Here is a 15,711-nt window from a genome sequence, read left to right as displayed (position 1 = left end):
GGGCGGGCAGCGCGTGGTGGTCGGGCCCGTTGGTGCCCGGCGCCGCGAAGGTCCCGGTCCCGGCAGCGGATCCCGGGGCGGCGGGTGCGGAAGGTGCCGCGTTCGCCGCCGGCTTCGGCGAGGGGGCCGGCAGCCCCATCGGGTCGAGGTGGGCCGGCCCGTCGCCCAGGTCGGGGTCGGCCTTCCGGATGGAGTTCTCCGGGGCCTCGGTCTCGCCGGGGAGCGGGACCACGGCGAGGGTGAGGACCCCGGTGCCCGGATCGGGCCAGAGCACCATGCCGTTGGTGGAGGCGTATGTGGTCCGGGCGGTGCCGGCGGCGAACGCTCCCAGCAGTCCGCCGCCCACGGGCCGGGAGCCGGCGGGCATGGGGCCGGCGGGCAGGGTCAGGATCAGCGGGCCACGCCACATGGAAGCCCGCACGCGCGGGTCACGGTAGGCCAGGTCGGCCAGCGCCTCGACCCGGTGCAGCCAGTGGACGGGCACGTCGTACACGAAGGCCGGGCCGGTGTCCCCGGACCACGGGGCCACCTCCCTCCCGCACGCCTCGAACGTGCCGTCGGCGTTCTGTCGCAGCCGGGTGAGCCAATGGGGGTCGAAGGACTGCCCGCGCGGGCGGAGTACGTCGTGGAACTGCCGTCCCCAGGCGGCGTCGGACCTGCCCAGCACACGCGAGCTCGACAGCACCCCCTTCAGCTCCAGCCGGAAGGACGCCAGCTCGGCACGCTGGAGGTAGTTGCGACCGGCGGCGATCGCCTGGAGCACCACCCTCAAAGCCTCCAGGTCGGTGGACGCCTGCGCCGCGGGCCGGTCCAGGACGAACCCGGCGAGCTCCGCCCATCCCGCCTCGGTCAGCTTCGCTTTGTGCTGCCGGTACTTGATCACGGTCCACACCGCTCGGGACCAGTCCGACTCCTCCATTGCCTGCGACGCGGGGTAGCTCAGGGCCATCCGGGCGTCGCTGCCGCCGTCCGGAGTGGCCAGGTAGCTCAGCGCGTTGGACAGGAACCGCACGGGTGCGAAGCGGGTCAGCGGCGTCCCTGGCTGCGCCTGCCATACCCGGTTCGCCTCCGAGAGGTAGGCGCGGAGGAGGGTCGGCACATCCGACGGCACGGCTCGCCCTTGTGCCCGCAGCTGGTTGGCATAGGCGTCCAGCAGAGCCCCGCTCAGCTCAAGGGTGAACTCACGACCGCCGGGAAGGTCCAGACTCCGGTCGGCCGCCCGCATCCGCTCCAACTGCCCCATGCCGCGCAAGAGCTGCGGGAAGTCGGCGGCCTTCACCACATCGCCGTCCATCCAGTGGACCAGCACGCGTGCCAGGGCCAGGGTCCGCTCCCGGGCCTCGGAGCGCTCCTGCTCCGAGGCCCCGGGGCGCGGCGCGAGACCCGCCGCGCTCACCCACGGGTCGAGCGCGGCGCCCTTCGGTTCGGGATGCTGGACGTACCACTTGAGCGCGCCTTCGCCGCGCTCATCCGTGTACATCATGATCGAATGCCGGTGCGCGGGAGGGTTGCTGCCGGGGATCAGCTGGGTATGGCTGCCGAACGTATTGAGGACAGCAAATCCCGACCTTTCCGACCGGTTCGCCACCTCGCGGAGGGTGGAGCGGTCGACGAGGGCATTCGACACTCCCATCTGCGCACCGGAAGCGAACCAGGACGGCAACGTCGCGTCCCGCCCACCGGGAGCCGCGCCGTAGCAGTTGACCAGCAGGAAGGGAACGTCCAGCGGGGCCCCCGTCAGGGCCAGTTGGTGGACGATTCGCCGCCCGCTTTCCCCGACCTGCACCGCCACCTGCCCGCTCGGGGTGTTGAAGGCGCACCGCCCCGGCAGACCATGCAGGTCGACGCTGATGACGGGCCGGCCGCGCCACGGCACCTGGAGCGGACCCGCGAGGGGCTTGGACCGACGGGGGCGCGTGAAGTAGAAGTCCTCGATCTTGTGGAGGTTGGTGGCCCACAGGGTGACATTCCAGGCGCTCATTGCCTTGGAGAACTCCATCGACACGAAGCCCGTCATGCGGTGCGGCCGGCCGCGGTAGTCCCTTCCGCTGACGGGCAGGGCCATGATGTCCCGGTTCCACACGAGGTCCCCGCCCGGCAGGGCAGCCGCCGCGGCCAGGGTCTCCCGGTCCCGCACCAGCCAGCGCGAGCGGGGCGCGACATGCGTGCGGTTGTTGTTGTCCAGTTCGAGCTGGTACCTGAGGTTGTCCTCGCGTCGCCCCCAGCGGGTCGGGCCGGTCGCGGCCCAGGTGTCGTGCCCGTACCGGCGCACGAGCTCGTCCTGGAGGTAGCTGTTCCACAGGTTGATGCCCGGCATCACCAGCAGGAAGGCGTCGTCCGGTCCCATCACGGTGAGTCGCTGCGGATCGAACGTGACCAGTTCGACGAAGACCTCGAAGGGAATCGTCTCCTGGTAGCCCCCGATGCCCCGTACGGTGACGGACTGCTTGTCGCCCGGGGCGGAGTAGACGTACGGCTGGTAGTCGGCCGACCGTCCTTCGGTCCAGGGGGCGCGCCCCTCCTCGTCGAAGACGTACGCGGTCCCCCTTCTCCCCGTGGTCGTCGACCGCGTCCGGGTCAGGTCGAGCTCGGGCATCAGCAGCGAACCCCAGTTCCAGCCGCGCGGGTTACCGGGGGTCGCGGGGATGCGGTACTTGGGGTGGAACGCCCCCTTGCGCACCATGTGGAAGGCGGACACCGTCTCCAGGCGCGCGTCCCGCACCTCGTCGGCCATCGCCGCCTTCATCAGGTCGTGCTCGTCCTCGGACATCACCACCCGGCCCTGCTCAAACATCAGAACCCGGGGGATGAGCTCGTCCAGGTCGAGCAGCCCGCCGCTCAGCTCCGGAATCTTCGCCCGCAGCCGGTCCAGCAGGGCCAGCGCGTCCCTCCGCTTGGTCCAGAGGGCGGCACGGGTGGGCTTCCGGCCGTACAGCTCCGTGAGGATGCCCTCGTAGTGCTGTGCCACCGCCTGCGGTACCGGGACCACGGCCACGGCACCGGGGGCCTCCGTCCCGGCCGAGGGGCCGGGCGACGGGTCCGGCATCTCGGTATCGGAGTCGGTCCGGACCAGGTCCGCCATCTCGGTATCGGCGTCGGTCCGGGCCACGTCCGCCATGCGGGCGCTCACCGGCCGGGTGTACACCGGCAGTGCCGCGGGGGCCGGGGCCCGGAAGTTGGTTTGTGGCTGGTGCAACCGGGCGGGGGCCGGGCGGGGAGCGGGCGGGGGCCCGGTTACCGGAGACGTCGAGGCCGCAGACGCCGAAGACGCGGGCACCGGAGCCCCTGGAACCGGGGAAGCGGGAGCGGACGGCACCTGAAGCGGGGTCCCGGCAGAACTCGACGAGCTGCTGGACGAAGCCGACCCGAGGGGCGGGGAAACCGGCAGGTCGGCGTCCTCCGGGACGACCGCTCGAAAGGCCAACTGGGCCTGGGGGTCCCCGGGCTCCGGGTACAACGCGACCGTGCAGACGTCGGTTTTCGGATTGATGAACAGCTTGCTCGGGACGCTCCAGCCCAACGCCACCCTGCCGGTGTTGCGCGCCAGGGCGCCCGGCCCGTGGAGAGCGGGATCCGCACCGTCCGGTACGGCCCGGTCACTCGTCAGCAGCAGCATGCCGTGGCTCGGAGCCTCCCGCACCCAGTGATCGCGGTAAGCCAGGTCGCCGATCTCGCCATCCGTGGCATGGTCGCCGGCCACGTCGTAGATGAACGGAACCGGCTTGCCCTGCAGGGACCAGGGGGACCGGACCCGGCCCACGACCATGTCCGAGCCGTCGGCCGCCTTCCTCAGCAGCGTGATGTGGTCGGGGTCGAAGCTGCGGAAACGCTGAAGTCCCCTGCCGAGAGAACGGGCCCACACAGTCCGCTGGGAGTCGTGCGCCCACGTGGCAGGGGTGAAGGCACCGCCCCGTTCCTTGAAGTGGGAGGCCAACTCGTCGAGGTTCCTGCTGTCGCGACCGTCGGCCACCGCTCTGCGTACCGCGTCCAATGCCTCCGACCAGCGCGTCGGGTCGGGGCCGGGCAGGAGCAGCATCCTGCGCGCCAGCTCGCCCCGGTCCTGGACGCCGCCCGAGAAGCGGGCTGTTTCGACGTCGGCCCACACGGTCTGCGCCCACTGGCGCTCGGCGACCGGCGCGCCGGCGTACATCCCCAGCACGTCCCGGATCACCGGCTCCGGGTCGGCCAGGGACGACAGCCACTGCAGTGCGTCCGTCACGTCCGGCAGGGGCAGCCATCCGGTCAACGGCCCCTGTTCGCCCGCGTGCCAGCGACGTACCGAATCCCTCAGCAGATCGGCGTAGTCGTCGACGGTCACGTCCGGCATGTCCTGCCCGCCGCCGACGTGCTCCCAGGCCAGCGCTTCGAACAGGTCCATGGTGAACTGCTCGCCACCGGGACGGTGCAGCGCCGGATCGGCCGCCCGGCGCGCCTCCAACGCCCCGATGCCGCCGATCAGTTGCCCGTAGTCAGGCCGGTCGCCCACGTCCGCGCCGAAGACCTGCCGCAGCGCCCGCACCAGCCGCAGCGCCCGGAAGCGGTTCGCCTCCGACGCCGGCCCGCTGCCGTCGTGCAGATGCGCCAGGCGCGCCACCGCGTCGAGCTCCGCGCCCTCCGGCTCCGGACGGAACTTCTCCCACCCCGCCTCGTCGCCCCGCAGGTCCCCGACGACGATCATCAGGGCCTCGTCGGGAGGGAGGTGCGGGGCATACTTCTTCGCGTAATCGACGGCGTTCGTGAAGGTGGTGGTGAAGACGGTCCGGTCGGCCTCGTTCGACGAGTACTGGGCGGTCGGCGGTTCGGAGAGCAGATCGGCCCCGGCCGGCATCCGCGCACGAGAGGTCGCCGAGCGGCGGCCGTCGGCGACCGGCGGATTCGGTGCGTCGCGGAACTTCCCACCGGGCATGGCGCCGAAGCAGGACAGCAGCACGACGGGGTGGTCGAGCGGCAGACCGGACAGTGCCACCTGGCGCGCGACCCGGCGCCCGGTCTCGCGCGCGTCGACTCTCTCCTGCCCGTCCTGGGTGAACCAGTCGGACCACCCGGCTCCCCCGTGCATGTTCGCGAAGAACGGGGTGGGCCACTTCTCCTCGACCCACGGCACGAGACGCGCGCTGCGCAGTTCCTCGCGGCCAGGACGAAAGAGGACCCACCGGGCGCTCTGGGCAAGCCGGCTGTAGATCCGGCTGCGGTAGTTTCCGCCGTCCGGCTCCCCGCGGAAGTCCATCGAGATGTAGGTGTTGAAGCGGTGGTCCGGGCCCGCGATCGGGATGGCGATCTCGCGCCTGCTCCAGTCGACCGGGCCGCCGTGCGGCAGCTTGGCCGCCGCGGCCACCGTCGCCGGTTCCCGCAGCAGCCACTGCCCGTGGAACCCCTTGTCCTCCTGGACCTGCCGCACGAGCATGGCCGGGGTCGACTTCCCCTGCGGGACCCATCGCAACAGGCCGTTGGAGGCCCACACGTCGTGGCCGTGCTGAGCGACCAGCACGTCCTGGAGGTTGAGGTTCCAGGCGCTGGCCTCGGACATCGCCAGCAGGAGGGGGACGTCCGGGCCCACCTTGGGCTCGGCCGGCTTCGGGTCCGCCGGAGCCGCCGGAGCCGCCGGAGCCAGGTCCTCGTTGAACGCCATCAGCGCGGCGAACACCTCAGGGGTCACCACCTGCTGGAAGCCCTTGTCGCCCCGCAGCAGGATCCCCGCCTGGTCGGAATCCGCAGCCAGCAGGTACGGGTCGGCGCCCCACGGCGCAAAACCCTCCTCCTGGAAGGAGACTCCGCCCTGCGCGTCGGTCACCTCCAGTGCCGTCCTGCCCAGATCGGCGTTGAGCGGCACCCGCGTGCCCGTCGGGCTCCAGTCCCAGCCCCTCGGCTCGCCGTTCTTGCCGTAACGGCGGAAAGCGTCATGGAACACGCCCCGGCGCACCAGGTGGACCGCGGTCAGGACCACCAGATTCGGGGCGTCCTCGGCCCGCGGGTCCATCGCCACGTTCAGCAGCTCGCGGCGCTGCTCCTTCGTCACCGCTGCCGCGGGCTCCAGCAGCAGCACATGACGGGCCAGCGTGTCCAGGTCGAGCGGGCCGCCGTGGAGAGCCGGCTTCTTCTTCCGCAGCGCGTCCAACCGGGCCAGGGCCATCCGCGCGTTCGACCGGCCGGCCGGGTCGCCGCCCGGCGGACCGTACAGCTCGGTGAGGAGCTGCTCGTGGAGGTCCGCGAGGGGCGACGGCCGCGTGGCAGGGGCCGCCGCAGGCGTGCCGGGCGCGGTGGTGGCGGTGCGGGGCCCGGCCGGGGGCCTGCTGCTGCCGGCCGGGGGCGGGCCGGGCCCGGTCGAGGACTTCGTACGCCCGCCGGAGGACTTGCCGCGCTTGCTCGAAGGCGCCGTCCCGGCCCCGGACCGGGGCATGTTCGTCCGCGGCTCCGGGCGGTCCGCGTACGCCGCGAGCAGCGGTGCGGCGCTCTCCCACCCGGGGGCGGGCGAACGCAGCGGGGACTTCGGGTCGTCCACCGGCTGGGTGTACACCGGCCGGGTCGCGGCGGGCCGGTCCGCCCGGTCCACCGGGGCGCGGTGGGCCGGGTGGGCGGGCAGGCCGGGGGACGGCCGGTCCGCGGACTCCGGCACAGCCGGGGCCCCCGGCGGCCGCTGGTCACCGTGAACGGGCTGCGCCCACCGCCAGGTGCCTGCCGGGGCCACCGTCTCCCACGGCTCCGGGTACACCGCGAGGGTGCGCACCTTGGTCTTCGGGTCGACGTGCAGAGCGGTCGCGTGGGTGGAGGCCCACCACTCCTTGCCTGCGCCGGCCGCGAGTTGGGCCAGGTAGCTGCCCTCGACGGGGTAGCCCGGCGCGGGGGCCCGGACGGCAGTCGTGACCAACGGGACGTCCACCGACAGCGCCAGCAGCTCCGGATCGCGGTAGGCCAGGTCGGTGAGCGGGCCGTTGGGCGGAAGCGGACCGAAGGCGGCGTAGACGAAGGGATGCAGCCCCTGCTCGCTCCACTGGACGCTGTCGGTGGCACCGCTGGGCACGAACGTGCCGTCCGGAAGCCGCCGCATCAGCGTGATCTCCGTCGGGTCGAACGGCGCCGGCTCCTGGGGATCGAGGCGCCCCTGGACCAGGCCCCTGCCCCACGGCTGTTCGACGCCGGGCGCCTTCAGGAGCCCGGTCGGCGAGAGCATGCCGGCCAGCTCCAGGCGGTGCGAGGCCAGCTCGTCGAGATTCCGCGCGTTCCGGCCGGCCGCCAGCGCCCGGCGGGCCACGGACAGCGCCTCCAGGTAGCGGTCCGGGTCCGGCCGGTCGAGGCCCAGCACCCGCCGCGCCAACTCGCCCTGGTCGCCCGCTTCGGCGGCGAGCTGCTCGGTCCTGGCCAGCGCCCACACCGCCCGCGACCGCTCCTCCTCCTGGAGCGGCACCTCGGCGGGCAGGCTCAGGATGTCCCTGGCCATGCGCTCCCAGTCAGGCGCCGTCGCCGCCCACTCCAGCGCCCTGGTGACCTCCGGCAGCTCCAGCCAGCCCGTCAGCGCGCCGCGTTCGCCCGCCTCCCACCGCTGCGCCGAGTCCGTCAGCAGCGCTGCGTAGTGGTCGGCGGTCACCGTCGGGATGCCCGTCCCGCCGCCCGCGTGCTCCCAGGCCAGCGCCTCGAACAGCTGCATGGTGAACAGCAGGCCACCACGGCGGTGCAGCGCGCCGTCGGCCCGGCGGCGCGACTCCAGCGCCCCGGCACCGCTCAGCAGTTGCCCGTAGTCCGGCCGGTCGGCCACCTCCGCACCGAAGACCAGCCGTAGCGCCCGCACCAGCCGCAGCGCCCGGAAGCGGTTCACCTCCCACACCGGCCCGCTGCCGTCGTGCAGATGCGCCAGGCGCGCCACCTCGTCCAGCTCCGCGCCCTCCGGCTCGGGCAGAAAGAGCACCCAGTCCGCCGGGTCGCCCCGCTCGTCCGTGAAGAGGACCCACACCAGCTCGTCGGAGGTGCTGCCCTCCACCACGTCGCGCTCGGGCTCCAGGGATATCTCGTACGGGGCGGCGTACGCCCCGCGCCTTGCCTTGTTCGCCACGTACTGGCCGGCGGGTAGGTACGCGAGCAGGTCGAAGACGGCGGGCCGCGGCCCGGATTCGGGCCAGTACGGCAGGCGCCGGGACCGGCGCGGCGTCGCGCCGTAGCAGGAGCCCAGCAGGACGGGCACCCCGGGGGCCGGCCCGGACCGGTCCACCTCGCGGGCGACGATGTCCGCGGACTCCCGGGCATCGACATGCGTCTGTCCGGCCACGGTCTGCCAGACGCCGACCCCCGGCCAGCTGTGCAGGCCCGCGTGGAACGGCGGTACCTTCCAGCGCACCTCCTTGGGCGGTTCGGTGGCCCGCTCGCGGCCCTTCCCGAGCACGACGTAGCGCCTGACGGCAGCGGCTCGGGCGTAGTTCCTGGTGCGGCTGCGGCCCTTGTCCGGCTCGGCCGCGAAGTCGAACGAGGAGAAGCCCCACATGCGGTGGTCCGGGCCCGGCAAGGACCAGGTGATCTCTTCCTGGTTCCAGTCGACCGCCCCGTCCCGCACCTCGGCCGGGTCCCGACGCAGCCAGCTCGCCCAGACGCCCTCGGAGCCCCGGTTGTCCAGCGCGGGCACGAACCGGGGCTGCGGCCCGGACAGCGGGGCCCAGACCAGGTTGCCGCCGGTGGCGAAGACGGACCGGTTCTGCTGGTGCGCCAGGGCGTCGGGGAGGTTCAGGTTCCGCGCCAGGGCGTTCGGCGTCCACAGCAGCAGCGGGACCTCGGCCGGGACCCCGGGCAGCACCGGGTCGAGATCCACCAGTTCGGCGAATACCCGGTGGGGGGCCCGGCGGGAGAAGCCCTTCGACCCGTGCACCCGCACCGAGCGCGCGGTGCTGTTGGCGGCGTAGAGGTGCGCCGTGTCACCCCACGGGGCGGTGCCGATGTTCGTGACGGCCGTCGCGCCGCCCTGATCCGTCGTCACCATTCCCGACGTGCTCAGGTCCGCCTGTGACGGAACACCGGAGCCCCAGTCCCAGCCCCTCGGGTTCCCCTGGTCGTCGAGAATGCGGAACCGGGCGTCGAACACGCCCTTGCGCACCAGGTGGACCGCGGACAGCCGGTCCAGGCTGCGCGGCCCCCCGGCACGCGGATCCACCGCCGCCTTCAGCAGGTCGCGCAGGTCCGCCGGTGTCGCGGGCTCGGTCCGCTCCAGCATCAGCACCCGGCGGACCAGCGCCTCCAGATCGAGCGAACCGTCCGGCCGAAGCCGCGGGTCGCCCGCGCTCAGCGCGTCCAGCCGCTCCAGCGCCGCACGTACGCGCGTCCGCTCGTGATCCCCACCGGCCGACGCCCCGAACAGCTCGTGGAGCACCGCGTCGTAGCCCGGTCCCACCGCCTTCGGGAGCGGCACCGGCTTCGCCGCCGGCACCGGCACGACCCGGGACGCGGACCGGACGGGGGCCGGCTGTCCGGTGCCCGGCGACGGGGCGTTCGTCGGGTGCGCCCGCAGCCTGGACGCCGCGTTCACCGGCGCCGGCCCCCTCGGAGGCGCTCCCGGGCCGGGCTTGGGCGCCGGCCCGGCCTGGGGCCCGGTCTCGGAGCCGCTGTCCGAGTCGGAGCCAGAGTTCGAGTCCGAGTCGGAGCCCGAGCCGGACTCGAAGCCCGAGTCGGGGTCGGAGCTGGAACTCGAACTGGAGCTGGTGACGGTGTCCTCACCGGGGTCGGACCCGTAGTCCACGCTCGACCCGGAACTGGAACTGGAACTCGAACTCGAACTGGACTCGGACCCCGACTCGTCACCGGATTCGGAGTTGGAGTTGGAGCTGGAGTCGGACCCTGATGCCGAGCCGGACTCCGATGCGGAGTCGGAGTCGGACGCGGTGCCGGAGTCCGAACCGGACTCGGAGTCGGGCTCGGACCCCGACTCCCACTCCGCGTCCGCGTCGTCGGCCGGCTCCTCCACCGGCCGCGCGAAGATCCGCCCGGGGGTGCCCGAGGCGTTGGTCGGGATCGACGTCGTCGGGGCCTGCTGCGAGTTCGAGTCGCCGTACCAGGGGGCCGCCGGCGGATCCGGCGCCGGCGCGGGGGCCGCACCGGGGATCCCCTGGGAGAGCACGTCGGCCTCGTCGGGACCGATCTTGTTCCATGTGCCGGGCGGCGCCTGTGTCATGCCCTCCAGCGGGAACACCGCAACCGTGTAGACCTGCTTCTCCTGGTCGAAGTGCACGCCGACCGAGAGCGTGGAGAAGTGCTGCCCCCTACCGGTGTTGCGGGCCAGCTCCACCGGCAGGCTGCCCGCCACGGGCGGTCCGGCCGGGCCGGTCCGGCGGATGGCCTGCACCACGTGGTGCTGCGTGGTCAGCGCGCTCAGGAAGGGGTCGTGGGAGGCCAGGTCACCGAACTGCCCGGCCGGCGCGAAGTCCTCGTCCGCCACGTAGACGATGGGGGCGGCGGCGTCCTTGCCGAACCAGGGGGCCGGTTCGGTGCCGTACGGCTCGAAGGAGCGGCCGTCGGCCGTCCGCTGCATCAGCGTGACCACTCTGAGGTCGATGTTCCGCGGCGGGTACGACTCGCCGTTCAGGATCCTGGCCCACGTACCGCCCTGACGGTCCTTCAGCAGCCGGTCCGGAGACAGCGCACCGTCCCGCTCCAGCCCGTGCGAGGCCAACTCGTCGAGGCTGCCCGGGTCACGGCCGGCCGCGATCGCCCGGGTGGCCGCCATGCGGGCATCCCCGAACCGCGCCGCCGCATCCGGCGCGCCCAGGCGCAGGATCGTCGCCGCGAAGGTACCCCGGTCGGCCGCGCTGGTCATCCCGTCGGTGAGCAGCTGGGCCTTGACCCCCGCCCACAGCGTCCGGGACCACTCCCACTCCCCGACCGGCGCGCTGTCCTCCAGGTCCAGCACGTCCCTGATCACCGGCTCCGGGTCCGGGAGGGAGGCCAACTGCCCGAGGACCCCGATCGTCTTCGGCAGTCCGAGCCAGTCCGTCAGCGCAGGCCGCGCGCGCTCGTTCCACCGGTTCCCGGCGTCCTCCAGCAGTCGGCCGAAGTGCTCCTCGACGAGCGGCGGCACCGCGCCCACCGCTCCGCTCCGGGCCGCCGGCGCCTGCCCGTACAGCTCGCGGTGCTTGTCGACCAGCGCCTCGAACAGGTCGACGGTGAACAGCCGGGCGCCCCGCCGCTGCGGGTCGTTCAGCGCGGGATCGGCCGCCCGCATCAGCTCCAGCGCGCCCATGCCCCGCAGCAGCAACCGCGCCCGGTCGTGCCGCGGATCCGGTACCAGCCGGGCGTGAGGCAGCGGCAGCGCGTGCTCGTCGACGGCCAGGTACCGCCCGTTCATGTCCTTGAAGGGAGGGGCGATCCGCCGCAGCGCCCGCACCAGCCGCGTCGTCCGCGCCCGCACGTCGTCGGACGCCGGGCCGGGGCCCGCGTGCAGACCGGTGAGGCGCGCGCACTCGTCCAGCGCCTCGTTCTTCGGCAACGGCCGGAGGGCGACGATGCCGGTCTCGACGGTCACCCCCTTGCCCCGGGGGTCCGTGCCCGTCCCGAGAACCGGCTGCTGGGGGTGCAGACCCAGCTGCGGGAGCTCCGAGCCGACGCCGAGATAGCCCTCGGCCGGCAGCGCGAACACCGTCTGCCCCCGGCCGTCCGCCAGCAGTTCGAGTTCCGACATGTCCGCGAGCGGATCGGTGCCGCGTGCTTCGCGGCCGTAGACCGACCCGCTCATCCGGGGACGGTGCCGCTCTCGCCCGGACGCCCCGAAGCAGTTCTGCGCCACGATGGGGTGCCGCCTGGAGCGGCCCAGCTGGTCGATCGCCGCGCTCATCCAGGCGACGGACTCCGCCCCGGAGGTGGTCCTCGTCCCGCTGGACGTGGGCAGGATCGTGCCGCCCCGTACCCCGTGGATGTCGAGGTAGACCGGTGACGGGAGATCGAACTCCACCCACGGCACCTGTCGCAGGTCCGCAGGGCGCACCTTGCGACCGAAGCGCATCAGGACGGACCACGAGAGCCCCGTCAGCAAGGTGTCCCGCACACTGCGGCGCCAGCGCTCGGGCCCGGACATGGCTGTGTAGTCCATCGCCGCGACCACGCTGGGACGGCGGTCCGGACCGCCGAACGTCCTGAAGGCCAGCTCCCGGCTCCAGCGGGCCGCGACGCCCGTCCCCGCGGCCACCGCTTCCCGGGCCGTGACCGGATCCACCCGCAGCCAGTTCCCCCACGCGTCCTCGTGCTCCCTGGCGAACAGCGTGAGCATGAACGGATCCGAGGTGCCGCGAGGCTGCACCCACTTCGGGACGGTATCGGTGCTCCAGGTCTCCCGCCCGTACTTGGCCGCCAGCCCGTTCGGCAGCACGAGGCCCCGCTCGCGGATCCGGCCCATCGTCAGCAGGAAGTCGGCATCCGCCGGGACCTGCCCGAGATCCGGGTCGAACGCCGGCAGCTCGACGAAGACCCGGTGCGGTACGCGCCGCCAGAAATCGCCCCGCCCGGCGATCCTCATCTCCGTCGGGCTGCTCGGCGCGGAGTACACGTACGGCTCGGGCTTGCCGTCCCTGAGCCACGCACTGCGGTCCACGTTCACGGACGGCGTGCCGTTCCGGCCGACGATGACCGTCGCCGACTGCCCCAGGGTGAAGTCCTTGGGCATCTGCCCGGTCCAGTCCCAGCCCCGGGGGCGGTCGCCGGCGCCGGGCGCGAGGCGGAACGTCGAGTCGAACGCCCCATTGCGCGCCAGGTAACCGGCGGAGAGCACGGCCAGGCTGTCCACCTTCAGTCCGCGGGCCTCCAGTGTCCTGGCGTTCAGGGCCAGGGCGAGCAGCTCCCTGCGCAGCTCGGGTGTCGGCTCTCCCTGCCCGAGCATCAGCACATGGCGGGTGAGCGCGGCGATGTCGAGCGGTCCGCCCGCCGGCTCCGGCTCCAGCTGCCGCAACCCGTCCAACCGGGCCAGCGCCGCCCACTCTTCGGAGCCTCGGCCCTTGCCCTGCCCGGCGTACAGCTCGTCGAGGATCTCCTGGTAGCGCTCCTCGGCCGACGGCGCCTCCTGCGGGCTGTCCAGCTCCATCGGCGAACCGTGGGACGCGGAGCCGGCCGACGGCGCCGGGGCACCGGACCGCGGGGCGTGGGTCACCACCCTCGGCCGGTCGGCCAGGGCGGCGTCCCGCCTTCTGCGCGACGTCCTTCGGTCCTCTGCCCGCCCGCTGTTGGCGTCCCGCATCGTGTCCGCCACCGGCAGGATCGGGATACGCGGCGTGGGCCCGGCGGGCGACTCCGCCGCCGGCGCCGCACCGCGGTAGTTCGCCAGTCCGGGGGGCAGAGGGAGCGGCCGGCCGGGCGGCATGGGGGCCGGCAGGCCGACCAGCGTGCCGGGCAGCGGACCGACCGGCATGCTGGTCGGCGGAGCGACCGGCACACCCACCGGGAGGGGCATCCGCATGCCCGCCGGTATCGACCCCGGCAGCAGCCCCGGCACCCCTACCGGGGCAGGGCGCGGCGGGCCGACGGCCGCCGGGCCCACGGGCGGTGCCACGACCGGGGGCGTCGGGGCCGGCGGGTCGCCCTGCGCGGGATTGATGGCCCCCCACACGCCGACCAGGCTCGCCGGACTTCCCTGGTCCAGGTACATCGCGATCCGGTAGACCCCGTCGGCCCCACGGCGCAGTTCGACCGCGCACCAGGGGACGAACTGCCTCCTGCCCGTATTGCGGGCGAGTTCACCCGCCAAGCTGCCCCGGAGGAGCCCAGGGGCAGGCGGCAGGAGAGGGTCGTACGGCATGGCATGGGAGATGACCCCGAGCACGGGAATCTCGGGGTCCAGCCTCCGCAACGCCGGGTCACGGTAGGCCAGATCACCGAACTGCTCCGGGTGCGCGAAGTCGCTGTCCGCGACATACACGAAGGGTCGCTTGCCCTCGCGCCAGGGAGCGGGTTCCGTGGTTTCGAGGACGCTGCCGTCGGGCTGCTTCCTGAACACCGTGATGTCGGAGGTGTCGATGCTTCCGGCGCTGAGCGGCCGAGCGGTGAAGTTCCTGCCCCATGTCCACCCGTTGCCGTCCGTCAGCAGCGTGGTCGGTGACAGCGCTCCGGCCCGCTCGAAGCCGTGGGAAGCCAGCTCGTGCGGCCGCCTGATGCTGCGGCCGGCCGCCACCGCCCTGTGGACCGCGGTGACCGCATCGCCGTAACGCGACGGGTCCGGGTGGTCCAGGTGCAGCATGGCCTGGGCGAACGCGCCCTGGTCAGTGACCTCGTTGAGGACGAACAAGTTGCCCTTGACCTGCGCCCACAGCGCCTGTGACCACTCCCTCTCCTCGACCGGGTCGTTGGCGTCGAGCCCCAGGAGATCCCTGAGCCAGTTCTCCCGGGACGGCCGGGAGGCCATACCCGCAAGTGTGTGGATGACGGGCTGCAACGGCAGCCAGTCGACCAGGTAACTCCCCGGCCGCTGAATCCACCTGGCCGCCGCTTCCTTCAGCAGCGCGCGGTAGCTCTCGACAGGGACCGGCTGCCCGTTCCGGGCAGGCGGGCCGTGCAGCCCGATGTGGTAGCCCATGGCGAGAAACTCGAACAGATCGAGGGTGAACTGGCGGGCACCGTCGTGGTCCAACGGACGGTTCGACGCGCTGTCGGCCTCCCGCATCCGCTCCAGCGCGCCGATACCGCTCAGCAGCACCGGGAACTCCGGGTCGACTTGCACGGAGCTACCGAAGATCAGCTTCAGTGCCCGGAGCAGCTCCAGCGTCCGCTCCGGGGTCTTTGCCTGGCCGACGGGCAGAAGAGCCTGGCGCCCGTACGCGTCGAGGTCCGTCCCCTCCGGTTCGGGCCAGGACGCGACCCAGCCGGCTCGGCGGTCGCGCTCGTCGGTGTGCATGATGAACACCGATTCGTCGGAGTTCATCCACGGGAACAGATCCTTCATCCACGCGGTGGAGATCGTGTAGTTGGAGGACAGCACCAGCCGCCGTTCCCTCTTCGCCACCCGGTCGGCGATGGACAGATCCCTGAGCGGATCGACCCCGGCCGGCCACCCACCGGAAGACGGCACGTTCGCCGCCCTGCGATGCCTCGGGCTCTTGGGCATCGCGCCGTAACAGCACACCAGGACGAGGGGGTACTCAGGGGACAGCCCGGTCTGCCGTATCAGGTACGAGACTCTGCGGGCACTCTCCTCCGGTTCGAGGTATTTGGCCCCGTCCGGGGTGGGCCATATGCCCACCGCGGGGAGGCCGTGCACGCCCACCTTGACCGTGGGCCTATCGGCGGGCCAGACCACCTGATACACATCTGCCGGTGAGATCGGGCGCCCTGGTTGAGCGAGGACGTAATACCTGGCCGATCCGATACCCAGGGCCCCGTTGACGCGGGCCCAGCCCTTGTCGTGGTCCTTGTTCAAGTCGGCCGCAAGGAGCATGTTGACGTGGTGGTCCGGGCCGGCGATCGGCCAGGCGATCATCTCCCCGTTCAGGTAGGACAGATCGTCGCGTCCGGGACCGGGCCCGGCTGCGATACGTGCCGTGGCAGGGTCCCGCTCTATCCAGCTCCCCGGGGGTGTCTTCCCCTCCTGGGAGGTCAGCCCGAGCACAGGCGCAGGCCCGTTCTCGTCCTGCATGACCCGCACCGTGGCGCCGGAGACCCAGACAGGCTGGTTGAACCGGAGGGCCAGCCCGTCCGGGAGGAAGAGGTTCCGCTCGGTGACCCCGGACATCGCCAGCAGGAAGCGGGAATTCGCCGAGGGCAGCG

1 protein-coding gene (cut by both window edges) is annotated in these 15,711 nt (G+C 72.8%); it reads right to left on the bottom strand.

The whole window is internal to a lonely Cys domain-containing protein gene (locus ABR737_RS25840; protein WP_350252643.1) on the bottom strand: the coding sequence, 52,233 nt in all, runs 24,440 nt past the left edge and 12,082 nt past the right edge, and what appears here is coding positions 12,083-27,793 — codons 4,028 (partial) to 9,265 (partial); reading right to left, the first codon wholly in view occupies positions 15,707-15,709. Both codon boundaries (start and stop) fall beyond the window edges.

It is taken from the genome of Streptomyces sp. Edi2 (assembly GCF_040253635.1).
In the GTDB taxonomy this organism is placed as follows: domain Bacteria; phylum Actinomycetota; class Actinomycetes; order Streptomycetales; family Streptomycetaceae; genus Streptomyces.
This window is presented reverse-complemented; position numbering and strand designations above follow the sequence as displayed.